Raw genomic sequence first — 24130 nt, forward strand, 5'->3', positions numbered from 1 at the left:
AGATGCCGTCACGGAATCTGGAAACCTGGCCCCACGGCGCAATCATGTTGGACGCGCAACACACGCGTTTTGCCTTGTGGGCGCCAGACGCGTTTTATGTCAGCGTTGAATTGGAAGACGGCAAGTCCATTGCCATGCTGCCCCAGGCCGATGGCTGGTTTGAGGTAGAGGTGAAGTGCCCGGCGGGCACTCACTACCGCTACAACATCGACGGCGAAACGGATGTTCCCGATCCGGCGTCCAGGGCTCAAGCTGCGGATGTGCATGGCTGGAGCGTCGTCGTCGACCCGCTCGCCTATCAATGGCGACACAGCAACTGGCAGGGCCGCCCCTGGCATGAGGCCGTGATTTACGAGCTGCATGTTGGCGTATTGGGGGGCTACGCTGCTGTTGAAAAGCAACTGCCGCGCCTCGCCGAACTCGGCGTGACCGCGATTGAACTGATGCCCTTGGCGCAATTTCCCGGCGAGCGCAATTGGGGCTACGACGGGGTTCTGCCCTACGCACCCCAATCTTCCTATGGCTCCCCCGAACAGCTCAAGGCGCTGATCGACAGCGCACACGAGCATGGCCTGGCCGTGATCCTCGATGTGGTCTACAACCACTTCGGCCCCGATGGCAATTACCTGGGCCAATACGCCAAAGGCTTCTTCCAGGAAGAAGTGCACACGCCCTGGGGCGCAGGCATTGATTTTGATCGCCGGGAAGTCCGCGACTTCTTCCTCGACAACGCGTTGATGTGGCTGCTGGAATACCGCTTCGATGGCCTGCGCCTGGATGCGGTACACGCCATCGACAACCCGGGGTTTCTCAAGCAATTGGCACATCGGGTTCGCCAGCAGGTGGACACCGGCCGTCATGTCTGGTTGGTATTGGAAAACGAACTCAACCAGGCCAGCCTGTTAAAGAACGATTTCGATGCGCAATGGAACGATGACTTCCATAACGTCCTGCACGTATTGCTGACCGGCGAAACCGACGCCTACTACAGCGACTTCGCAGAAAACCCTACCGACAAGCTGGCGCGCTGCCTGGGCGAAGGTTTTATCTATCAAGGCCAGACCACACGCCATGGTCATGAGCGCGGCGAACCCAGTGGTGACTTGTCACCGAGCGCCTTCGTGGCGTTTTTGCAGAACCACGACCAGATCGGCAACCGCGCCTTGGGCGAACGCCTGCACCAGCTCTGCTCGCCCCAGGCACTTAAGGCGGCGACCACCTTGCTGCTCATGTCGCCGATGATCCCACTGATGTTCATGGGCGATGAGACCAACGCCAGCGAACCGTTTCTGTTTTTCACTGACCACCATGGCGAACTGGCGCAAGCGGTGCGCGAAGGCCGGCGCAGCGAGTTTGCCGACTTCGCCGCCTTTGCTGACCCCGAACGACGCGAACGCATCCCCGACCCGAATGCCCTACCGACCTTCCTGCAATCGGCGCCCAGCTTTGCCGAGAACGCGCACGCCCAGCTCTACCGCCAGCTGCTGAGCCTGCGCCACCTGCATATCGTGCCGCATTTGCCGGGGAGCGTTCCCCTCGGCGCACAGGTGCTGGCTGAAGGCGCCGTGACTGCGCGTTGGCGCCTGGGTAACGGCAGCGTGTTGCAAATTGACTTGAACCTGAGTGCCACACCGCTGGATCACCCCGCGCCGCGCCACCTGTTATTCGAAACGCATGCCACTGATGAGGCGCACCTGCCGCCGTTCAGCGCACGCGTCGCCTTATCCCCTGTTGGAGAGCACCTTTGAGCGAAGCGAACCTGGAAATACTCGCCAGCCGCGCGGGCCTGGCCGTCGATTGGATCGACGCAAACGGCCGCCCGCAACATGTGAAACCCGCTGCCCTGCGTGCCGTTCTCAAAGGCCTGGGCCACCCGGCCGATACTGACGCCGAGATCGATTCCAGCCTGCTGGAACTGGAGCGGGTGCAACAAGACAAACACTTGCCGCCGCTGATGACCGTCGACACCGGCGATGGCCTGGACCTGGCGCGCTACTTCGCCCCGGACACGCCGTGCCGCGTCAGCCTGGAACAGGGCGAGACGCTGGAACTGCGCCTCGACAGCAACGCGGTGCTGCCGGGCGTCATCGCGCTCGGCTACCACCAGGTGCATATCGACGACCAGACTTTCACCCTGGCCGTGGCGCCCACCCATTGTTACAGCGTGGCGCAAGCGGTTGACAGCCAACCTGCCCGCGCCTGGGGGCTGAGTGCCCAGCTGTATTCGCTGCGCCGCCTGGGCGATGGCGGCTTCGGTGACACGCTGGCCCTAGAACACCTGGCGCGCTGCGCTGCCGAACGTGGCGCCGATGCCCTGGCAATCAGCCCGATGCACGCGATGTTCAGTGCCGATACGACGCGCTACAGCCCGTATTCACCCTCCAGCCGTTTGTTCCTTAACAGCCTGTATGCGTCGCCCGGCTGCATTCTTGGCGAGCGCGAAGTGCGCAACGCCATAGAAGCCTGCGGATTGGCCGATGAGTTGCACACACTCGAGCAACATACCCTGATCGACTGGCCCGCCGCCGCCAAGGCCAAGCAACAACTGTTGCGCGCCTTGTATGAAGACTTCCGTCACGGCGAGCATCCACAGCATGCCGACTTCCTGAGCTTTCGACAGGCGGGCGGCGAAGCCCTGGAAAACCACTGCCGCTTCGAGGCCGTGCAGGCCGTTCGCGCCGCCGCCGGGGAAGACCTCGACTGGCGGCACTGGCCCGAAGCATGGCGGACCCCGCAGAGCCCGGCACTGGCGCAGTTCGCCGAGGAGAACCGCGATGAAATCGGCTATTTCGCCTTCAGCCAATGGCTGATCGCCCGCTGCCTGGAGCGCGCCCAGCAAGCCGCCCGAGGCAGCGGCATGGGCGTCGGTTTGATCGCCGACCTGGCCGTTGGCGCGGACGGCGGCGGCAGCCAGGCCTGGAGCCGTCAGGACGAGCTGCTGGCCGGCCTGACTGTCGGCGCGCCACCAGACATCCTCAACCGTGCCGGTCAAGGTTGGGGCATCTCGGCGTTTTCCCCGGAAGGCCTCAAGCGAAACGGCTTTCGCGCCTTTATCGAAATGCTGCGGGCTAACTTCGCCCACGCCGGCGGCTTGCGTATCGACCATGTCATGGGCCTGAAACGCCTGTGGGTCATCCCGATGGATGCTTCGCCGCGTGAAGGCGCGTACCTGTATTACCCGGTCGACGACCTGTTGCGGCTGCTGGCATTGGAATCCCAGCGACACAAGGCGATTGTGCTGGGTGAGGACCTGGGCACCGTACCCGATGGCCTGCGCGAAAAACTCATCGGCCGTTCGATTCTGGGCATGCGCGTGTTGCTCTTCGAACAGGGCCACGACGGCCAATTCAAGCCCATCCTCGACTGGCCGGACAACGCCCTGGCAACCACCAGCACCCACGATTTGCCGACCCTCAATGGCTGGTGGCACAGCCGTGATATCGAGTGGAACATCCAGTTGGGCCTGATCGATGCGCCGACTGTGGAGCAATGGAGCGAACACCGCCTGCGCGAACGGCAGGCACTGCGCCAGGCCTTGAGCCAGGACCCGCAGAACTTTGTCGATGAAATTCGCAATGACACGGACCACATGATCGACGCCAGCGTGCGCTACCTGGGCCACACCCGCGCGCCGCTGGTGCTGCTGCCGTTGGAGGACGCCCTGGGCGTCGAGGAACAAGCCAACCTGCCCGGCACGCTCGATACCCACCCCAATTGGCGCCGCCGCCTGGCGGGTGAAGCGGCAAGCCTGCTCGACAACGCCGGCGCCGCCCGCCGCCTCGAGCTGCTGGCCGTCGCTCGCAACCAAGCCCGTGAGCGTGACCGATGAAAGCCTTACCCCTGCGCGCCACCCAGCGCCTGCAATTTCATAAAGATTTCACCCTGGATGATGCGGTGCCTTTGGTGCCCTACTTCGCCCAATTGGGCATCAGCCATCTATATGCATCCCCGCTGCTCGCCGCACGCGCCGGTTCCATGCACGGTTACGACGTGGTCGACCCGACCACCGTCAACCCCGAGCTGGGCGGTGAACCGGCGTTGCGCCGTCTGATCGCCGCGCTGCGTGAGCACGACATGGGGCTGATCCTCGATATCGTCTCCAACCATATGGCCGTCGGCGGTGCGGATAACCCGTGGTGGCTGGACCTGCTGGAATGGGGTCGCTTAAGCCGCTACAGCGAATTCTTCGATATCCAGTGGCACTCGCCTGACCCGCTGCTCAAGGGCCAACTGCTGATGCCATTTCTTGGCAGCGACTACGGCGAAGCATTGCAAACCGGCACCCTGGCCCTGCATTTCGACGCCGCGCACGGTGCATTCTACGTTGAGCATTACGAACACCGGTTCCCCATCTGCCCTCGCGATTACGCGATGATTCTGGGCACCGATGCATTGCTCAAGCCACTGTCCGACCGCTTCAGTGCCCTTGCCTATCAAGACGACGCCTATGCCGAAGCGGCGTGGCTCAAACAGGCGCTGGCCGAACGGGCCACCGAGGATGACGTGCTGCATGCCATCGAGCGCAGGCTCAGCGAATTCGACGGGCGCCAGCCTGAAGGCTTTGACCGCCTGCACTCACTGCTCGAGCAACAGGCCTACCGCCTGGCCAGTTGGCGCACGGCGGCAGACGACATCAACTGGCGGCGCTTCTTCGACGTCAATGAGCTGGGCGGGTTGCGGGTAGAACGCAGCGCCGTGTTCGAGGCCACCCACGGCAAGATTTTCCAGCTGATCAGCGAGGGCCTGGTGGATGGCCTGCGCATCGACCATATCGACGGGCTGGCCGACCCACGCGGTTATTGCCGCAAGCTGCGCCGTCGAGTGGATTCGCTGTCACCCGAGCGGCACTTGCCGATCTTCGTCGAAAAAATCCTCGGCGAAGGCGAGACGCTGCGCGAAGACTGGCAAGTGGACGGCACCACCGGCTACGAATTCATGAATCAACTGTCGTTGCTGCAACATGACCCTGAGGGCTTCGGCCCCCTCGCCGACCTGTGGACGCGTCACAGCGAGCGGCCCTCGGCCTTTATCGAAGAGGCTTGGCTGGCGCGCCGGCAAATCCTCAACGGTTCGCTGGCCGGTGACTTTGAAAGCGTGGCCCAGGCCCTGCTGCAAGTGGCTCGCGATGACGTGATGACCCGCGACCTGACCTTGGGCGCCATCCGCCGCGCCTTGCAGGCGCTGATTGTGCACTTCCCGGTGTACCGCACCTACATCAGTGCCCGGGGCCGCAGCGAACGTGACGATGTGTTTTTCCTGCAAGCCCTGGCCGGTGCCCGAAGCACTTTGAGCGAAGGTGACTGGCCGGTGCTCGATCATCTGGAAAAATGGCTCGGCGGCCAGCCATGGCGCAATCGCCCGGTGGGCCGTGAGCGCAAGATACTCAAACATGCCTGCGTGCGTTTCCAGCAACTGACCTCACCTGCCGCCGCCAAGGCCGTGGAAGACACCGCGTTCTATCGCTCGGCGGTGCTGCTGTCGCGCAATGACGTGGGCTTCAGCACCGAGCAGTTCAGCGCGCCGGTGGACGCGTTCCACGCCGTTAACCAACAACGCTTGCAGACGTTCCCGGACAACTTGCTGGCCACCGCCACCCACGACCACAAGCGCGGCGAAGACTCCCGCGCGCGTCTGGCGGTGCTCAGCGAATGTGCGCCGTGGTATGCCGAGCAGGTCGAGCACTGGCGTACCCTCGCTGCCAAATTGCGCGACGATGCCCAAAGTCCATCGGCAGGCGATGAACTCATCCTTTATCAAGTGCTGCTGGGCAGTTGGCCGCTGGACCTGGAGCTTGACGTTGAGGACTACCAGCAACGCCTCTGGCAATGGCAGCAAAAAGCCTTGCGCGAAGCCAAGTTGCAGAGCAGCTGGAGTGCGCCCAACGAGGCTTATGAACAGGCCGTCGAAGCGTTCCTGTCACGCCTGTTGCTCAGCGAGGAAGGCCACGCGCTGCGGACCGCCCTCGCCGCCACCGCCCACGCCATCGCCCCGGCCGGTGCCGTGAACAGTCTGGCGCAGTCCTTGCTTCGCCTCACCGTACCGGGTGTGCCGGACCTGTACCAGGGCGATGAGTTCTGGGACTTCAGCCTGGTGGACCCGGACAACCGGCGCCCGGTGGACTTCAACGCACGGCAACACGCGCTGAACACACCACCGGATACCGGCGAGCTGTTGTTCAACTGGCGTGACGGGCGTATCAAACAAGCGCTGATTGCCCAGGTATTGGCCCTGCGCAAGGCTGATCCCGAGATCTTTCAGTACGGCAGTTACACGCCACTGGAGGTCACCGGCAAACACGCGGACCACGTCGTCGCGTTCGCTCGTGAACATCAAGGCAAACGCCTGCTGGTGGTGGTGCCACGTTGGCCCCATCGCCTGCTGGGAAATGCGCCTGAAAAGCCTGTGCAGCCCCACTTCAATGCGCAGGTTTGGGGCGATACGCGGGTGAAATTACCATTTGCCGCCACAACACAAAACTGGAAGGGACTTTTTCATACAGGCGCAGTCACACCAGACAAGGAGCTGTTGATCAGCGCTGCCCTGGGGGATATCCCGGTCAATGTCTTTATCAATCCTGATGGTCTATAAAGCTGAAAATTTTCTGTGAGGAGCATTTCGATGAGTACTGAAGACAAACGCATTCGCGAGTTAGCGCATCAGATCTGGGAGTCCGAAGGCAAACCCCATGGGGAGGACACGCGCCACTGGGAAATGGCGCGCAAGCTGGCCGAAGCCGAAGCGCTGACGCCGAGCAAGCCCAAGGCCGCCGCCAAGCCCAAAACCGCACCCAAGCCTGCGGCAAAAGCCAAGCCTGCGGCACCGGCTGCCGGCAAACCGGCGCCCCCGGCGGCTAAAAAGCCGGCAGCACCGAAAAAGCCCAAGCCTTAAGCCACTTTGTCTAATGAGCCTCCTGGCGCGTTGTCGGCGGGAGGCCATTTTCACTTTTTACTGCGTCAGCTGAACGATCGTCGGCACGGCCGCGTTCGGCCCGAAAAAAGACCCTTTGCAGGAGCAACTCGATGAGCAAACCCGATAAAACCCAACCGACGCCGGAAAACGAGCCGTCGCGGATTCGTGAAGGTTTGCCCTTCCCTCTCGGCGCCACCTGGGACGGCTTGGGCGTTAACTTCGCGCTGTTCTCGGCCCACGCCACAAAAGTCGAGCTGTGCCTGTTCGACGATACCGGCGAGGTGGAACTGGAACGCATAGAACTGCCCGAATACACCGACGAGACCTTCCATGGTTACTTGCCCGACGCCCACCCCGGGCTGATTTACGGCTACCGCGTGTACGGTGCGTACGACCCGGCCAATGGTCACCGCTTCAACCACAACAAATTGCTGATCGACCCCTATGCCAAACAGCTGGTGGGCGAACTCAAATGGTCCGAGGCCCTGTTCGGCTACACCATCGGCCACCCGGATGACGACCTCAGTTTCGACGAACGCGACAGCGCGCCCTTCGTGCCCAAGTGCAAGGTCATCGACCCGGCGCACACCTGGGGCAATGACCAGCCGGTGCGCGTGCCGTGGGACCGCACGATCATCTATGAAACACACTTGCGCGGCATCAGCATGCGCCACCCTTCGGTAGGCGAGGCAGTGCGTGGCACGTGTGCCGGGCTGATGGAAGAGGACGTGCTCAAGCATATCCGCCAGCTGGGCGTGTCGTCGGTGGAGCTGCTGCCAGTGCATGCGTTCGTCAATGACCAGCACCTGCTGCAAAAAGGCATGACCAACTATTGGGGCTACAACAGCATCGCCTTCTTCGCGCCGGACCCACGCTACCTGGCCAGCGGCAAAATCGCCGAGTTCAAGGAAATGGTCGCGCACCTGCACGAAGCCAAGCTGGAAGTGATCCTCGACGTGGTCTACAACCACACCGCCGAGGGCAACGAGCGTGGTCCAACCCTGTCGATGCGCGGCATCGACAACGCTTCGTACTATCGGCTGATGCCTGAAGACAAGCGTTTCTACATCAATGACTCCGGCACCGGCAACACCCTGGACTTAAGCCACCCGTGCGTACTGCAGATGGTCACCGACTCCCTGCGTTACTGGGCCACCGAGATGCACGTCGACGGTTTCCGCTTTGACCTGGCGACGATTCTCGGCCGCTATCGGGACGGCTTCGACGAGCGCCACAGCTTCCTCGTGGCCTGCCGCCAGGACCCGGTGCTGCGCCAGCTGAAAATGATCGCCGAGCCATGGGACTGCGGCCCCGGTGGCTATCAAGTGGGTAACTTCCCGCCGGGCTGGGTGGAATGGAACGACCGCTTCCGCGACACCGTGCGCGCCTTCTGGAAAGGCGATGACGGCCAGTTGGCGGACTTCGCCGGGCGCATGACCGCCTCCGGGGAAATGTTCAACCATCGCGGGCGCCGGCCTTACAGCTCGGTGAACTTCATCACCGCCCACGACGGTTTCACCCTGCACGACCTGGTGTCGTACAACGACAAACACAACGAAGCCAACGACGAAGACAACCAGGACGGCAGCAACAACAACCTGTCCTGGAACCATGGCGTCGAAGGCCCCACCGACGACCCGGAGATCAACGCACTGCGCCTGCGCCAGATGCGTAACTTCTTCGCCACCCTGCTGTTGGCCCAAGGCACGCCGATGCTGGTGGCCGGGGACGAATTCGCACGCACCCAGCACGGCAACAACAATGCCTATTGCCAGGACAGCGAGATCGGTTGGGTCAACTGGGACCTGGACGACGACGGCAAGGCGCTGCTCAAGTTCGTAAAACGCCTGATCAAACTGCGCATGGCCTACCCGATCCTGCGTCGCGGCCGGTTCCTCGTGGGTGATTACAACGAAGATATCGGCGTGAAGGATGTCACCTGGCTGGCGCCGGACGGCAACGAGATGAGCACCGAACAATGGCAGGACAGCCATGGCCGTTGCCTGGGCATGCTGATGGATGGCCGCGCTCAGGAGACCGGGATTCGTCGCCCGGGTGGCGATGCCACCCTGCTGCTGGTGGTCAACGCCCACCACGACATGGTGAATTTCCGCCTGCCGCCGGTGCCTGAGGGCGAGTTCTGGACCTGCATGCTCGATACCAACGACACCGCGGTGCGTGCCCAGGAACGCTTTGATTTCGAGCATGAGTACGCCGTCACCGGCCGCTCACTGTTGCTGTTCGAACTGCAGCACGACGAGGTGTGAAATGGCCCTGCATGGATTCCTTCAAGGCAACCGCAGCTATGCGAATACGCAGGCGCTGGGGGATGCCCTGAGGGCGCTTCAGGAGGAAGGCCTGGACCAGCTGCCGTTGCCCGGCAGCGGTCATACATTGGAGCGCTTCAGCCAACTGGCACAGGTGGCAGGGCATGATCTGCGCCTGTGCAAGCTGTTCGAAGGCCACACCGATGCCTTGGCGATCATAGCCGAACTCGACAGCCCCTTGCCGCCCTTGGGCAGCCTTTGGGGCATGTGGGCCGCCGAGCCGCCCACCGCCAAGGTTCGGGTGCGGCGTGACGGCCATCGGTTAATTGTCGACGGGCGTAAAGCCTGGTGTTCCGGCGCGGCCGTGGTCAGCCATGGCCTATTGACGGCCTGGGACGAAGACGACCATCAGCAGTTGGTCGCAGTAGAGATTGACCAGCCTGGCGTGACGGTGACGGACGAAGGTTGGAGCGCCGTCGGCATGGCGGCTACGGCCAGTGTCGAGATTGTCTTCAACTCGGCCAGGGGCATCGCGGTCGGCGGCCCGGGCGATTACTTGTCGCGCCCGGGCTTCTGGCAGGGCGGCGTCGGCATTGCGGCGTGCTGGTATGGCGGCGCCCAACGTTTGGCCGAAGTGTTGCGCACGCAATGCAGCAAACGGCCCGAACCCCATGCCCTCGCCCATCTGGGTGCGGTCGACAGCCTGCTCAACAGTGCTGCCTGTGTGCTGCGTGATGCGTCTGAACAGATTGACCGCGAACCCCGGGCGAATGCTCGACAGTTGGCCCAACAGGCGCGGGCATGCATTGAAGACACCGTCGAACAGGTGATCCGTCATGTCGGTCGCGCGGTCGGTGCGGGGCCTTATTGCAAAGACTCACACTTCGCCCAGTTGATGGCGGACTTGCCGGTGTATGTGCGCCAAAGTCACGCCGAACGTGACCTGGCAGCCTTGGGCGAGCTGGTGCTCGAGCAACCTGCAGGGAGGTGGCTGTTGTGAAACCCAACCCGATCGTAGGCCAGGGTACGCCGCTGCATCAGTGGCAAGCCTCGTCTCACATGGCCGAGCTGCCCCATATCAGCATTGAAGAGTTGGTGCCTGCCGGCCATCGCGCCGTGATCATCGCCCCACACCCGGACGACGAAGTGCTCGGCTGTGGGGGGCTGCTGCAGGGGTTGGCGGCGCTGGGCCGGCCGCTGCAGTTGATTTCCGTGACCGACGGCAGCGCCAGCCATCCCGGCTCCACCCGTTGGCCGGTGGCGCGTTTGGGCGTGATACGCCCGCAGGAATCGGCGCAGGCCCTGCACCGCCTGGGCGTGCCGCTGCACAGTTTAATCTGGCTGCGCGCGGGGTTCACCGACAGCAAGGTGGCGGAACGGGAAGAGGAACTGAGCGCGTTTATCCAACGCTACCTCAAGCCCACCGACGTGGTGTTCACCACCTGGCGCGAAGACGGTCATTGCGACCATGAAGCCGTCGGCCGGGCCAGCGCGAAGGCCGCCCTCGCGGTGGGCGCAACCCTCTACGAGTTGCCGGTCTGGACCTGGCACTGGGCAACCCCCGAGGACAGCCAGGTGCCATGGCACCGGGCACGTAAAATCCTGCTGACGCCCCAAGCGGTGGCGCGCAAACGGCACGCGATCCACGCCTTCGCCAGCCAGTTGGAGGGCGACCCGCAGATCGGTCTCGCGCCGGTGCTGGCGCCCTTCGTGGTGGAGCGCTTGTTGCAACCTTTTGAAGTGGTGTTCATATGAGTGTGGCCACGCCTTATTTTGATCAATTGTTCGCGGGTAATGACGACCCCTGGGCGTTTCGCCAACGCTGGTACGAGCAACGCAAACGCGCGCTGACCGGGGCGGTGCTGACACGACCGCGCTATGCGTCGATTTTTGAACCCGGTTGCGCCAATGGCGAGCTGAGTGCCGAGTTGGCGCTGCGCTGCGACCGCCTGGTGTGCTGCGACACCGCCGCTGCCGCCGTCGCGCTGGCGAAAACCCGGTTGCTGGAGTTCCCCCACGCCCAGGTCTACCAGGGCCGCCTGCCCGAACAATGGCCGACAGGCCGGTTCGAACTGATCGTGTTGAGCGAGCTGTGCTACTACCTCGACGCCGATGACTTGCACCGCCTGGTTGACTGCGTCCTCGGTTCACTGACGGACGACGGGCAGTTGCTCGCCTGTCACTGGCGCCCAACGATCGAAGGCTGCCCGCACACCGCCGAACACGTACATGCCGTACTGCAACAGCGACTGGACATGCCCCACGTCGTGCACCATCACGAAAGTGATTTCCTACTCGACCTGTGGAGCCGCGACGGCACCTCGGTCGCCACCCATGAGGGCTTGCGATGATCGGCATTCTGATCCCGGTGCATAACGAAGAAACGCTGCTGGCCGAGTGCCTCGAAGCCGCAATGATTGCTGCAAGCCACCCTGGATTGCTCGGTGAGGCCGTGCAGATCCTCGCGGTGCTCGACAGCTGCAGCGATGGCAGTGCGGCGATTGCCCAAGCGTATCCGGTGCAGTGCCTGCAGGTACAAGCGCGCAATGTCGGCCACGCGCGCGGGGTGGGTGCGCGGCATTTGTTGAATCAAGGTGCGCGCTGGATTTCGTGTACGGACGCCGATAGTCGTGTCGCCCCCGACTGGTTGGTGGCGCAATTGGCGCTGGGCGCCGACGCGGTATGCGGCACAGTGACCGTAGACGCCTGGAGCCAGGGCTTCGGCCCCGCCGCCCAAATTCGCTACCACCAGGCCTATGAAGCTCGCGACGGCCATCGCCATATTCACGGCGCCAACTTGGGTGTGAGTGCAAGCGCCTATGTGCAGTCCGGTGGCTTCGAGCCGCTGGCCTGCCACGAAGATGTGCAACTGGTGCGCAACCTGGAGCGGTGCGGCGCATCAATCGCCTGGAGCCACACCCCGCAGGTGACGACCAGCGCGCGCCTGGACTGCCGTGCACAAGGCGGGTTTGGCGATTACTTGAAAAGCCTGATGCAGGCCACCTGAAAAAAATCGACATTACACGATGTAAAAGCGACGAATCCTTGTCTATGCTGAAAACGCCTTGCTGGCCATCCAGGGTTGGATGGCCGCATTTCACTGCAGCGGAGCCTGCTGTGAAAAAACACAGCTGAATATAAGAAGTCGTCCCCGACGGGGGCACGACCCAGCATCAATCGACAAGGACGTACTATTCATGAAGCCTGCCTGCGTAAGCGAGGGCCGTCGCGGCCCTGCGCAAATCTGGAACAGTGCGCCCCAGCTGGCGCAAACCCCCGCCATCAATCCCTCTTCACTGGTGCCCCGAGGGGCGCGAGTGGTAGTCATCGCCCCCCATCCGGGTGACGAGGTATTGGCCTGTGGGGGCTTGCTGCAACTGCTCAGCACCCTTGAACACCCACTGCTGCTGATCTCGATCACCGATGGCAGTGCCAGTCATCCGGGCTCAAACGCATGGCCAGCGAGCCGCCTGAGTGTGATTCGGCCCCAGGAAAGCGCCGAGGCATTGCGCCGCCTGGGGATGCCATTACACAGCCTGAAGTGGATTCGTGGCGGCTTTAGTGACAACGCCCTCGCCGCCCGCGAACAGCCATTGAGCCAATTTATCGCGCGCTACCTGCAGCCCAGTGATGTGGTCTTCACCACTTGGCGCCACGACGGCAACGACGACCATGACGCCGTCGGCCGCGCCAGTGCCAAAGCCTGCACACTGACGGGCGCGCGCCTGTACGAGCTGCCGGTCTGGGCATGGCACTGGCCTGCTCGCGAAGGCTCGGTGATCCCTTGGCAACGCGCGCGTAAAGTGCGCCTGGACACCTGGAGCGTCGCACGCAAACTGCACGCCGCCCATGCGTATGCCAGCCAATTGGTCGGCGACCCGGAAATCGGGCTGGCGCCGATACTCGCCCAGGATTTGCTGGAGCGCATGCGCGAGCCTTACGAAATCGTGTTCACCTAAGTGAGGCGTATGTATCGCACTGTGTACGCCACCGCCTGCGATACATGGCGTTTAACCCGAGACAGTTTCTGAAACACAGCCGATACAACGCAGCGTTCAACTGTGAGCCAGGCACACATCCCGCCGTAGGAGGCTCGCCATGCATACGCCGTTGAAACGTCACCCACTGTTCCTGACCTTTGCCCTGTTGCCGTTCGCTGCCATGGGCATGGCCCACGCCGACATGCCCCAGGCGCAAGCCCCGGTATCGCACACCCAATCGGCTGTCGGCGCCCTCAAGCACATCAAGGCCGGCCTGCTCGATGTGGCCTACGCAGAAGCCGGTCCGGCCAACGGCCAGGTGGTCATCCTGCTGCACGGCTGGCCGTACGATATCGACAGCTACGCCGACGTCGCGCCTTTGCTCGCCGCCAAGGGCTATCGCGTGTTGATCCCGTACGCCCGTGGCTATGGCGACACCCGCTTCCTGTCGGATAACACCCTGCGCAACGCTGAGCCTGCGGCGCTGGCCCAGGACGTGATCGACTTCATGGACGCGCTGAACATCAAACAGGCAGTGCTCGGCGGCTACGACTGGGGCGCACGCACGGCGGATATTGTCTCGGCGCTCTGGCCGCAACGCGTCAAGGCGCTGGTGTCAGTGAGCGGCTACCTGATCGGCAACCAGGCTGCCGGCAAGAACCCGTTGCCGCCCAAAGCCGAATTGCAGTGGTGGTACCAGTTCTATTTCGCCACCGACCGCGGCGCCGCCGGCTACCAGAAAAACACCCATGATTTCGCCAAGCTGATCTGGCAGACCGCTTCGCCGAAATGGGCGTTTGACGACGCCACCTTCGAACGCAGCGCCAAAGGCCTGGACAACCCCGACCACGTCGCTATCACGGTCTTCAATTACCGCTGGCGCCTGGGCCTGGTGCAAGGCGAGGCCCGCTACGACGCACTGGAACAGAAACTCGCCCAGTCACCGTCGATTGGCGTACCGACCATCACCCTTGAAGGCGACGCCAACGGCGCACCGCACCCTCTGCCGGAAGACTATGCGAAGCGCTTCACCGGCAACTACCAATTCCGCCTCATCAGTGGCGGCATCGGTCACAACTTGCCACAGGAAGCGCCTGCGGCGTTCGCCAAGGCGGTGATGGACGCGGATCATCTGTGAAGGGGAAATGCCAGCGGCGACGGCCAAAGCGGCGGTAACCGTCGAGACATCAACTTGAGCACCGCACGCGATGCCATGAAGCAGTAATCCACGAATCACGCGGGGCCAGCATCTCGTCATCATCGACGCGGGCCCCGCGACACTGAATGCCTCGATTGTCATCACGCCTGCCCATCTCTTACTCTTGTGAGCACCTCAACCCGAGTCGCTATCGGAGTTCACATGGATTTTGCCACCCTCAGCCTCTTCCTCCCGGCTTGCTTTGCCCTGAACATGGCGCCCGGGCCGAACAACTTGCTGTCCGTCAGCAACGCCACGCGCTATGGCTATCGCACCTCTTGCCTCGCCGGTATTGGCCGCTTGCTGGCCTTCGCCGGCATGATCGCCCTCGCCTCAGCCGGCCTGGCGGTGGTGCTGCAAACCTCGGAGCTGTTGTTTTACGCGATCAAGGTCCTGGGGGCGGCGTACCTGTTTTATCTGGCGTTTCAGTTGTGGCGGGCCAATCCGGCGGCGCAGACTGAAGCGGCTACGGCCAAGGCGGGATTGTGGGCATTGGCGCGTCAGGAGTTTCTGGTGGCGGCAGGCAACCCAAAAGCCATTCTGATCTTCACCGCCTTCCTCCCGCAGTTCGTAGTACCCGGCCAACCGATTACGCCGCAATTCGCACTGCTGGGCGCGATGTTCCTGATGCTGGAATGGATCGCCATCAGCGCCTACGCCTATATGGGCCTGCACATGCGCCGTTGGTTTGCCGAGCCACGTGGCCAGCGGATGTTCAATCGGTGCTGTGCGGGGCTGTTGTCAGCGGCAGCAACGGTGTTGTTGATGGCGCGCAGGGCCTGAGCCGTTTCGCCTCCAACGGAGTGCCCATTTATGACCAAAACCGAACTCGCCGACTTCTACCAGGGCTACATCGATTGCCTGAACCGTGAGGACTGGGACCAGTTGGGCCACTTCGTCCACCCGGACGTCACCTACAACACCACCCCAATCGGCCTCGCCGGCTACCGCGCCATGCTCGAGCGGGACTTCCGTGAAATCCCCGATCTGGTGTTTCGCATCCAACTGTTGGTAGCCGACCCGCCCACCCTCGCCAGCCGGTTGAATTTCAACGTCAGCCCCAAAGGAGAGTTCTTCGGGCTGCCAATCAATGGCAAGACGGTGACCTTCGATGAGAACGTATTCTATGAATGCGTCGACGGGAAAATCGCGCACGTCTGGTCAGTGATCGATAAAGCGGCGATTCAGCAACAGCTTGATGGATGAGGCGATGGAGCCCATCCCGCCCCGGCGACGGCCAAGCGCGCGTTTGACGCGATGATGACCATGACCAAAATCGAGATTGCCGCCATCGAGGCCGCCGTGGCCGGGCGCTGAAAGCCTCCAAAGATCGCGGGTGGGCGCGGGCTTGAGCGCTCCCACATACGTCAGCGTTCTGGCATCCTTACCGCCCCCAGTCGTCAAACGCGAGCGGTAGGCCCATGAACCACGGCGTCAAACTCGAAGCACGCACAATCCCGGTCCCGCCGTCGATCAGCCCTGAAGCCCAAGCGACGCTGCAACGCCTGGTCGGCGCGGACGGCGTGCCGCTCAACGCGCTGCACGCCATGCCCGCGCCCGACGACCACGACGGCTGGCGCCATCTGCAAGCCGCCGTTGCCGAGCGTTACGCCACGGCCAACGCCGGGCAAGCGGCCACCCTGCGCGCCAGCCTGCACACCATCACCGTGGAAAATGCCACCGTACACGTGGCCACTCCGGCTGCTGCAACTGACTTTGCCTACATCGACCTGCACGGCGGCGCGCTGGTATTCGGTGGCGGGGAAAACTGCCGCATCGCAGCAGGCAAGCAGGCCGATTTGCACAACGTGATCTGCTATGGCATTGATTACCGTATGCCACCCGAGCACCCTTACCCCGCCGCGCTGGATGACTGCATGGCCACCTATCGCCATGTGCTCCAGCACCACGCTGCGGAACACATCGTGATTGGCGGCCGTTCGGCCGGCGGCAACCTTGCGGCGGCCATGGTATTGCGCGCCCGCGATGAAGGTTTGCCTCTACCGGCGGCGCTGGTGCTGCTGTCGCCGGAGGTGGACCTTACCGAGTCCGGTGACAGTTTCCAGGTCAACCGAACCGTCGACGTGATAATGCCCAACCCGTTGATGAGCGCCAACCTGCTGTACGCCAACGGCGCCGACCTGTCGCACCCGTACCTGTCGCCATTGTTTGGCGATTTTGCCCCCGGCTTCCCGCCGACCTTCCTGCAAAGCGGCACGCGGGACCTGTTCCTGTCCAACACCGTGCGCCTGCACCGCGCCTTGCGCCAGGCGCGGGTGCCTGCGCTGCTGCATGTGTTCGAGGCGATGCCCCATGGCGGTTTCATGGGTGCACCGGAAGATGCAGAGTTGGCCGCCGAGGTCGCAGAATTTGTGCGGACGCAGCTGCAGCGGGGTTGACACATTCAGTCACACACCCTGAAGATGGAGGTCATATCCAGGGTGTGTCAGCTCATGTCCGCAACGTCTTTCGCTAACGCTTTCGTCATTGGCCTGATTGCCAAGGCGCAAGCTTGCGTTGCGCGCACCCTCAAATCGAAGAAACAGTCGCTCATTTGACCGGGGCGCGCTGTCCCGTCAGATGAGCTGACAGGACATTGAGCGCGACGGACTTCCCTCCTCTTTGCACAATTCCCTCTGCCCTTCTGACGGTGACTTCAGCGGTCAACTATCAGGAGAAAGTGCATGTCATCGTTTCAAGGTATCTGGGTTCCCGTGGTCACGCCGTTTCATGACGGCGCCATCGACTTTATCGGCCTGCGCCGGCTGGTCAGCCATTTGCTGGAAAAGCACGTGGCCGGGATCATGGTGTGCACCACCACCGGGGAAGCCGCCTCGTTGAGTCGTCCCGAACAGCTGGCGGTGCTGGATGCAGTGTTGCAACAGGTGCCGGCGCACCGAGTGGTGATGGGCCTGTCGGGCAACAACCAGATTGAACTGCTGCAGTTTCAGAGCGAGATCCTCGAGCGCCCGGTGGCCGGCCTGCTGGTGCCGGCGCCGAGCTATATCCGCCCTTCTCAGGCGGGCCTTGAAGCGTTTTTCCACACCGTGGCCGATGCGTCCGGCGTGCCGATCATTCTCTACGACATTCCCTACCGCACGGGCGTGGCCTTCGAACAGGCCACGTTGCTGAGCATCATCAAGCACCCGCGAGTCGTCGCCATCAAGGATTGTGGCGGTAACCTGGCGAATACCCTGGCGCTGATCGCCAGTGGCGAGGTGGCTGTGTTGTGTGGCGAAGACATGCAGATTTTCAACGCGCTGTGCCTGGGTGCCAGTGGCGCGATTGCGGCCTCGGCGCATGTGCAGACCGAAGACTTTGTGGCGCTGTGCCAGCAAGTGCGGGATAACCAGCTCGTCGAGGCCCGGGCGACTTTTTTCAAGTTACTGCCACTGATCAACACCCTGTTTATGGAGCCTAACCCGGCGCCGGTAAAGGCTGCGCTGGCCCTGAAGGGGTTGATCGGCAGTGAGTTGCGGGCGCCGATGCAAGCCGCCAGTGCACGGGTGCAGCAAGCATTAAGCCTGATGGTGTAATGCACCGACCCGGCTCATGCGCCAAAAAAAGACATCCAGCGGACCGCCCGGTTGCGACCGGCGCGATCCCGGCCTATGTTCCAAGCCATGCTTTGCATTTTTGCTGTCCCCCTCCCTACACCTAAACCGTGCCCAGGTGACGACATGCCCACGCTTTCCCGCCCCGCCGTACTTGAGCTGATCGGCAATACGCCGCTGGTCAAGGTCAGCCGTTTTGATACCGGCCTGTGCACGCTGTTTCTCAAACTCGAATCGCAAAACCCCGGCGGCTCGATCAAGGACCGTATCGGCCTGGCCATGATCGACGCCGCCGAGCGTGATGGTCGCCTGCGCCCGGGCGGCACCATCATTGAAGCCACCGCCGGCAACACCGGCCTGGGCCTGGCGCTGGTCGGCCGAGCCAAAGGCTACCGCGTGGTGCTGGTGGTGCCCGACAAGATGTCCACTGAAAAAGTGCTGCACTTGAAGGCCATGGGCGCCGAAGTGCATATCACCCGCTCCGACGTCGGCAAGGGCCATCCCGAGTATTACCAGGATGTCGCCGCGCGCCTGGCCAAGGACATTCCCGATTCATTCTTCGCCGACCAGTTCAACAACCCGGCCAACCCCCTCGCCCACGAAACCAGCACCGCCCCGGAGATCTGGGCGCAAACCCAGCATGATGTGGATGCGATTGTGGTGGGCGTCGGTTCAGCCGGCACGCTCACCGGCCTGACACGCTTCTTCAAGCGGGTGCAACCGGACCTGGCCATGGTGCTGGCCGACCCGGTGGGCTCGGTGATGGCCGAATACAGCCGCAGCGGCCAGTTGGAGACGCCGGGGTCGTGGGCGGTAGAAGGCATTGGCGAAGACTTCATTCCGTCGATTGCCGACCTCTCCAGCGTGCGTCACGCCTACTCCATCAGCGATGAAGAAAGCTTCGACCACGCCCGCCAGCTACTCAAGGCCGAAGGTATCCTGGGCGGCTCATCCACCGGCACCCTGCTGGCCGCCGCCCTGCGCTACTGCCGCGAACAAACCGAACCGAAACGGGTGGTCACCTTCGTCTGCGACACGGGCACCCGCTACTTGTCGAAGGTTTACAACGACCAATGGATGAAGGACGCGGGCCTGCTGCAATACAAACACTACGGCGACTTGCGCGACCTGATTGCGCGCCGTTTTGAAGACGGCCGAGTCATCAGCGTCAGCCCCGACGACACCTTGCTCACCGCCTTTCAGCGCATGCGCCTGGCGGACGTGTCACAACTGCCGGTGCTGGTGGACGGCCAGGCGCTGGTGGGGGTGATCGATGAATCCGACATTCTGCTGGGCCTGCACAATGACGCCGCGGACTTCTCCATGACCGTCGCCAGTGCCATGACCGATACCGTGCAAACCCTCGCCCCCGGCGCCAGCCTGGCCCAATTGCAGGCGGAACTGGATCGGGGCCTGGTCGCCATCATCGCCGACGCGGCGGGCTTCCACGGCCTGATAACCCGCGTCGACTTGCTCAATCACCTACGGAGATCCCTTGCATGAGTCAGCCCGATAAAAGCGCCTTTGCCACCCGCGTGATCCACGCCGGGCAATCACCCGACCCGACCACGGGAGCGCTGATGCCGCCGATCTATGCCAACTCCACCTACCTGCAAGACAGCCCCGGCGTGCACAAGGGCTTTGATTACGGTCGCTCGCACAACCCAACGCGTTTTGCCCTGGAGCGTTGCGTCGCCGACCTTGAGGGCGGCAGCCAGGCGTTTGCCTTTGCATCCGGGCTGGCCGCGATCTCCACCGTGCTGGAACTGCTGGATGCCGGTGCGCACGTGGTCTCCGGCAACGACCTGTACGGTGGCACCTTCCGCCTGTTCGACAAGGTACGCAAACGCAGCGCCGGGCACCGTTTCAGCTTTGTCGACCTGACTGACCTGGCCGCGTTTGAAGCGTCGTTGCAGGATGACACGCGCATGGTCTGGGTCGAGACCCCGAGCAACCCGCTGCTGAGCCTCACCGACCTCAGCGCCATCGCGCGCATCTGTCGTGACCGTGGCATCCTCTGCGTGGCTGACAACACGTTCGCCAGCCCGTGGATTCAACGGCCGCTGGAGTTGGGTGTCGACATCGTGGTGCACTCCACCACCAAATACCTCAACGGCCACTCCGACGTGATCGGCGGCATCGCCATCGTCGGCCACAACCCGGACCTGGCCGAGCGCCTGGGTTTCCTGCAAAACTCGGTCGGCGCCATCGCTGGCCCGTTCGATGCCTTTTTGACCCTGCGCGGCGTGAAAACCCTGGCGCTGCGCATGGAGCGCCATTGCAGCAACGCCCTGGACCTGGCGACCTGGCTGGAACAACAGCCGCAAGTGTCACGGGTTTACTACCCGGGCCTGGCGTCACACCCGCAACACGCGCTGGCGCGTCGGCAAATGCGCGGGTTTGGCGGGATGATTTCAGTGGACTTGAACACTGACCTGGCTGGCGCTAGGCGCTTTCTGGAGAACGTCAAGATCTTCGCCCTGGCCGAGAGCCTGGGCGGTGTGGAAAGCCTGATCGAACACCCGGCGATCATGACCCATGCCAGCATCCCGGCGGCGACGCGGGCGCAATTGGGCATTGGTGATGGGTTGGTACGGTTGTCGGTGGGGGTTGAGGACGTGGAGGATCTAAGGGCAGACCTGGCCCAGGCGTTGGCACTTATCTAACCCAATCGCCCAACAATGAATTACCCCTGTGGGAGCGGGCTTGCTCGCGAAAGCGCAGTGTCAGTCAACTGATGTATCAACTGACCCAACGCCTTCGCGCGCAAGCCCGCTCCCACAGTTGGTTTAGCGTCAGGCTGAAGTGATGTGGGCATGCGCCGATTTGGCGTTGCCGCTGATCCAGCGGCAAAACCCGGTCAAATGTGGGAGCTGGCTTGCCTGCGATGGCATCACCTCGGTGCAGCTGATAAACCGAGGTGTCTGCATCGCAGGCAAGCCAGCTCCCACAGGGATAGGCATCAGGCTGAAGTGATGTGGGCACGCGCCGATTTGGCGTTGCCGCTGATCCAGCGGCAAAACCCGGTCAAGTGTGGGAGCTGGCTTGCCTGCGATGGCATCACCTCGGTGCAACTGATAAACCGAGGTGTCTGCATCGCAGGCAAGCCAGCTCCCACAGGGATACGCGTCAGGCTGAAGTGATGTGGGCACGCGCCGATTTGGCGTTGCCGCTGATCCAGCGGCAAAACCCGGTCAAGTGTGGGAGCTGGCTTGCCTGCGATGGCATCACCTCGGTGCAACTGATAAACCGAGGTGTCTGCATCGCAGGCAAGCCAGCTCCCACAGGGGTAGGCGCCAAGCTGAAGTGATGGTGGCAACTGCCGGTTTAGTGTTGGCGCTGATCCAACGGCAAAACCCGATCAAATGTGGGAGCTGGCTTGCCTGCGATAGCATCACCTCGGCGCAGCTGATAAACCGAGGTGTTTGCATCGCAGGCAAGCCAGCTCCCACAGGGGTACGCGTCAAGCTGAAGTGATGGAGGCAACTGCCGGTTTAGTGTTGCCGCTGATCCAACAACAACACTCGGTCAAATGTGGGAGCTGGCTTGCCTGCGATAGCATCACCTCGGTGCAGCTGATAAACCGAGGTGTCTGCATCGCAGGCAAGCCAGTTCCCACAGGGGTACGCGTCAAGCTGAAGTGATGGTGGCAACTGCCGATTTGGCGTTGCCGCTGATCCAACAACACTCGGTCAAGTGTGGGAGCTGGCTTGCCTGCGATAGCATCACCTCGGTGCAGCTGATAAATCGAGGTGTCTGCATCGCAGGCAAGCCAGCTCCCACAGGGATAGGCATCAGGCTGAAGTGATGTGGGCACGCGCCGATTTGGTGTTGGCGCTGATCCAACGGCAAAACCCGATCAAATGTGGGAGCTGGCTTGCCTGCGATGGCATCACCTCGGTGCAGCTGATAAACCGAGGCGTCTGCATCGCAGGCAAGCCAGCTCCCACAGGGATCGGCATCAGGCTGAGGTGATGTTGGCCCGTGCCGAGTGCAGCTTTTTGTAGCTCTCGATCAAGCGCAAATGCCGGTCCAACCCTTCCAGCTTCATGCTGGTCGGCGTCAAGCCATGGAACCGCACCGTGCCATTCACCGAGCCGATCACCGCATCCATCCGCTCGCTACCAAACATCCTGCGGAAGTTGGCCTCGTAGTCCGCCAGTTCCAGGTCCTCGTCCAGGTGCATCTCCAGCACTGCATTCACCGCCTGATAGAACAGGCCGCGATCGGCGGTGTTGTCGTTGTACTGCAGGAACATTTCCACGCACTCTTTCGCCTCTTCATATTGCTGCAAGGCGAGGTAGATCAGCAGCTTCAGCTCCAGGATCGTCAGTTGACCCCACGCGGTGTTGTCGTCGAACTCGATGCCGATCAGGGTGGTGATATCGGTGTAATCGTCCAGCTCGCTTTCCACCAGGCGCTCGACCAGTGCCTTCAGTTCGTCATCGCCCAGGCTGTGCAGGTTGAGGATATCGGCGCGGAAAAACAGGGCCTTGTTGGTGTTGTCCCAGATCAGGTCATCCACCGGGTAAATTTCCGAGTAGTCCGGCACCAGGATGCGGCAGGCGGTGGCGCCAAGGTGTTCGTACACGGCCATGTAGGACTCTTTGCCCATGCCTTCGAGAATACCGAACAGGGTCGCAGCTTCTTCGGCATTCGAGTTCTCACCCTGGCCCGAGAAGTCCCACTCGACGAACTCATAATCGGACTGGGCACTGAAGAAGCGCCACGACACCACTCCGCTGGAGTCGATGAAGTGCTCGACGAAGTTGTTCGGCTCGGTGACCGCGTGGCCTTCAAAGGTCGGCTGCGGCAAGTCGTTCAAGCCTTCGAAGCTGCGCCCCTGGAGCAATTCGGTGAGGCTGCGCTCCAGCGCCACTTCCAGACTCGGGTGCGCGCCAAACGAGGCGAATACGCCGCCGGTGCGCGGGTTCATCAGGGTCACGCACATCACCGGGAATTCACCGCCCAGGGACGCGTCCTTGACCAATACCGGGAAGCCCTGGGCTTCCAGGCCTTGAATACCGGCCAGAATCCCCGGGTACTTGGCCAGCACCTCGGCAGGCACGTCCGGCAGCGCGAATTCGCCTTCGATGATTTCGCGTTTTACTGCGCGTTCGAAAATTTCCGACAGGCACTGCACCTGGGCTTCGGCCAGGGTATTGCCCGCGCTCATGCCGTTGCTGAGGTAGAGGTTTTCGATCAGGTTGGACGGGAAGTACACCACCTCGCCATCGGACTGGCGTACAAACGGCAGCGATACAATGCCGCGCGCTTCATTGCCGGAGTTGGTGTCGAACAGGTGCGAGCCACGCAGTTCGCCGTCGCGGTTGTAGATCTTCAGGCAGTAGGCGTCGAGGATTTCCGTTGGCAGCTCATCCTTACGGCCCGGCTGGAACCAGCGCTCATCCGGGTAATGCACGAACGGCGCGTTGGCCAGTTCTTCACCCCAGAACTGATCGTTGTAGAAGAAGTTGCAATTGAGCCGCTCGATAAACTCGCCCAACGCCGACGCCAGTGCGCCTTCCTTGGTCGCGCCCTTGCCGTTGGTAAAGCACATCGGCGAGTGCGCATCGCGGATATGCAACGACCACACGTTAGGCACGATGTTACGCCACGAGGCGATTTCAATTTTCATGCCCAGGCCAGCCAGGATGCCGGACATGTTGGCGATGGTCTGCTCCAGCGGCAGGTCCTTGCCCGCGATGTAGGTGCCCGCCTCTGACGTCGAGCCGGGCATCAACAGCGCCTGGGCATCAGCGTCGAGGTTTTCCACCTCTTCAATGACAAATTCCGGCCCGGCCTGCACCACTTTCTTTACCGTGCAACGGTCGATGGAACGCAGGATGCCCTGGCGATCCTTGTCGGAGATATCCGCCGGCAACTCGACCTGAATCTTGAAGATCTGGTTGTAGCGGTTTTCCGGATCAACAATGTTGTTTTGCGACAGACGAATATTGTCCGTGGGGATATTGCGCGTTTCGCAGTACAGCTTCACAAAGTACGCCGCACACAACGCCGACGAAGCCAGGAAGTAATCGAACGGACCCGGGGCCGAACCGTCGCCTTTGTAGCGAATCGGCTGGTCGGCAATCACCGTGAAGTCATCGAACTTGGCTTCAAGCCGAAGGTTGTCGAGAAAGTTGACCTTAATTTCCATGCGGGCACACCAGAATAACGAGCTAAACAAATTGGCCGCTATTATGAGGATTTTCAGCGGGA

The 24130-nt window shown here is 62.3% G+C and carries 18 protein-coding genes and 1 pseudogene; 18 read left to right on the plus strand and 1 reads right to left on the minus strand.

Going from position 1 to position 24130, the window contains the following annotated elements; genetic code table 11:
* Window positions 1–2 precede the first annotated feature (2 nt).
* The 18 genes and pseudogenes from treZ (at window position 3) to ACDZ94_RS25535 (ending at window position 20574) form a co-directional block, all read left to right on the plus strand.
* Entirely contained in the window at window positions 3–1748 is a 1746-nt protein-coding gene (gene treZ / locus ACDZ94_RS25450; RefSeq protein WP_432751815.1) for a malto-oligosyltrehalose trehalohydrolase, read from the plus strand.
* Entirely contained in the window at window positions 1745–3829 is a 2085-nt protein-coding gene (gene malQ / locus ACDZ94_RS25455; RefSeq protein ID WP_432751816.1) for a 4-alpha-glucanotransferase, read from the plus strand. Before treZ ends, malQ begins: the two co-directional genes overlap by 4 nt.
* The gene (locus ACDZ94_RS25460) at window positions 3826–6588 is read left to right on the plus strand and encodes a malto-oligosyltrehalose synthase (protein WP_432751817.1); all 2763 of its coding nucleotides are present in this window, start codon (window positions 3826–3828) and stop codon (window positions 6586–6588) included. Before malQ ends, ACDZ94_RS25460 begins: the two co-directional genes overlap by 4 nt.
* Before the next feature lie 30 nt (window positions 6589–6618).
* Window positions 6619–6888: a DUF2934 domain-containing protein gene (locus ACDZ94_RS25465; RefSeq protein WP_064452609.1), complete on the plus strand. Its 270-nt coding sequence runs from the start codon at window positions 6619–6621 to the stop codon at window positions 6886–6888.
* A gap of 131 nt (window positions 6889–7019) precedes the next feature.
* Window positions 7020–9176 (plus strand): glycogen debranching protein GlgX, encoded by a 2157-nt coding sequence (gene glgX / locus ACDZ94_RS25470; protein ID WP_064452610.1) that lies wholly within the window; start codon window positions 7020–7022, stop codon window positions 9174–9176.
* Between the two features lies 1 nt (window position 9177).
* Window positions 9178–10176, plus strand: a complete 999-nt coding sequence (locus tag ACDZ94_RS25475; protein ID WP_432751818.1) for an acyl-CoA dehydrogenase — start codon at window positions 9178–9180, stop codon at window positions 10174–10176.
* Entirely contained in the window at window positions 10173–10931 is a 759-nt protein-coding gene (locus ACDZ94_RS25480) for a PIG-L deacetylase family protein (protein WP_259762433.1), read from the plus strand. Before ACDZ94_RS25475 ends, ACDZ94_RS25480 begins: the two co-directional genes overlap by 4 nt.
* A complete protein-coding gene (locus tag ACDZ94_RS25485; protein WP_432751819.1) occupies window positions 10928–11527 on the plus strand; it encodes an SAM-dependent methyltransferase in 600 nt (199 codons plus the stop codon). Before ACDZ94_RS25480 ends, ACDZ94_RS25485 begins: the two co-directional genes overlap by 4 nt.
* Window positions 11524–12183, plus strand: coding sequence for a glycosyltransferase (locus tag ACDZ94_RS25490; protein ID WP_064452614.1), 660 nt, complete (start codon window positions 11524–11526; stop codon window positions 12181–12183). The genes ACDZ94_RS25485 and ACDZ94_RS25490 overlap by 4 nt, the downstream gene beginning before the upstream one ends.
* 190 nt (window positions 12184–12373) lie before the next feature.
* Window positions 12374–13135: a PIG-L deacetylase family protein gene (locus tag ACDZ94_RS25495; protein ID WP_432751820.1), complete on the plus strand. Its 762-nt coding sequence runs from the start codon at window positions 12374–12376 to the stop codon at window positions 13133–13135.
* 139 nt (window positions 13136–13274) lie between these two features.
* Window positions 13275–14294 carry an alpha/beta fold hydrolase gene (locus ACDZ94_RS25500; protein WP_432751821.1) on the plus strand — a complete coding sequence of 340 codons (1020 nt, stop codon included), beginning with the start codon at window positions 13275–13277 and terminating at the stop codon, window positions 14292–14294.
* 222 nt (window positions 14295–14516) lie between these two features.
* Window positions 14517–15137: a LysE family translocator gene (locus tag ACDZ94_RS25505; RefSeq protein ID WP_432751822.1), complete on the plus strand. Its 621-nt coding sequence runs from the start codon at window positions 14517–14519 to the stop codon at window positions 15135–15137.
* A 30-nt stretch (window positions 15138–15167) separates the two neighbouring features.
* Complete coding sequence (locus ACDZ94_RS25510) at window positions 15168–15560, plus strand: ester cyclase (RefSeq protein WP_432751823.1); 393 nt, start codon at window positions 15168–15170, stop codon at window positions 15558–15560.
* A 12-nt stretch (window positions 15561–15572) separates the two neighbouring features.
* Window positions 15573–15671: pseudogene (locus ACDZ94_RS25515) on the plus strand (VOC family protein); the annotation flags it as partial.
* A 104-nt stretch (window positions 15672–15775) separates the two neighbouring features.
* Window positions 15776–16753, plus strand: a complete 978-nt coding sequence (locus ACDZ94_RS25520) for an alpha/beta hydrolase (RefSeq protein WP_407016877.1) — start codon at window positions 15776–15778, stop codon at window positions 16751–16753.
* Window positions 16754–17038: 285 nt separating this feature from the next.
* Entirely contained in the window at window positions 17039–17890 is an 852-nt protein-coding gene (gene dapA, locus ACDZ94_RS25525; RefSeq protein WP_432751824.1) for a 4-hydroxy-tetrahydrodipicolinate synthase, read from the plus strand.
* A 144-nt stretch (window positions 17891–18034) separates the two neighbouring features.
* The gene (locus ACDZ94_RS25530) at window positions 18035–19411 is read left to right on the plus strand and encodes a pyridoxal-phosphate dependent enzyme (RefSeq protein WP_064452621.1); all 1377 of its coding nucleotides are present in this window, start codon (window positions 18035–18037) and stop codon (window positions 19409–19411) included.
* A complete protein-coding gene (locus tag ACDZ94_RS25535) occupies window positions 19408–20574 on the plus strand; it encodes a cystathionine gamma-synthase (RefSeq protein WP_432751825.1) in 1167 nt (388 codons plus the stop codon). The genes ACDZ94_RS25530 and ACDZ94_RS25535 overlap by 4 nt, the downstream gene beginning before the upstream one ends.
* Before the next feature lie 1295 nt (window positions 20575–21869).
* Here ACDZ94_RS25535 and ACDZ94_RS25540 read toward each other — a convergent pair.
* On the minus strand, window positions 21870–24068 hold the full coding sequence (locus tag ACDZ94_RS25540; RefSeq protein WP_432751826.1) for an OsmC domain/YcaO domain-containing protein: 2199 nt from the start codon (window positions 24066–24068) through the stop codon (window positions 21870–21872).
* Window positions 24069–24130 lie beyond the last annotated feature (62 nt).

The sequence above is a fragment of the Pseudomonas sp. UBT genome, assembly GCF_050915955.1.
Classification (GTDB): domain Bacteria; phylum Pseudomonadota; class Gammaproteobacteria; order Pseudomonadales; family Pseudomonadaceae; genus Aquipseudomonas; species Aquipseudomonas antarctica_A.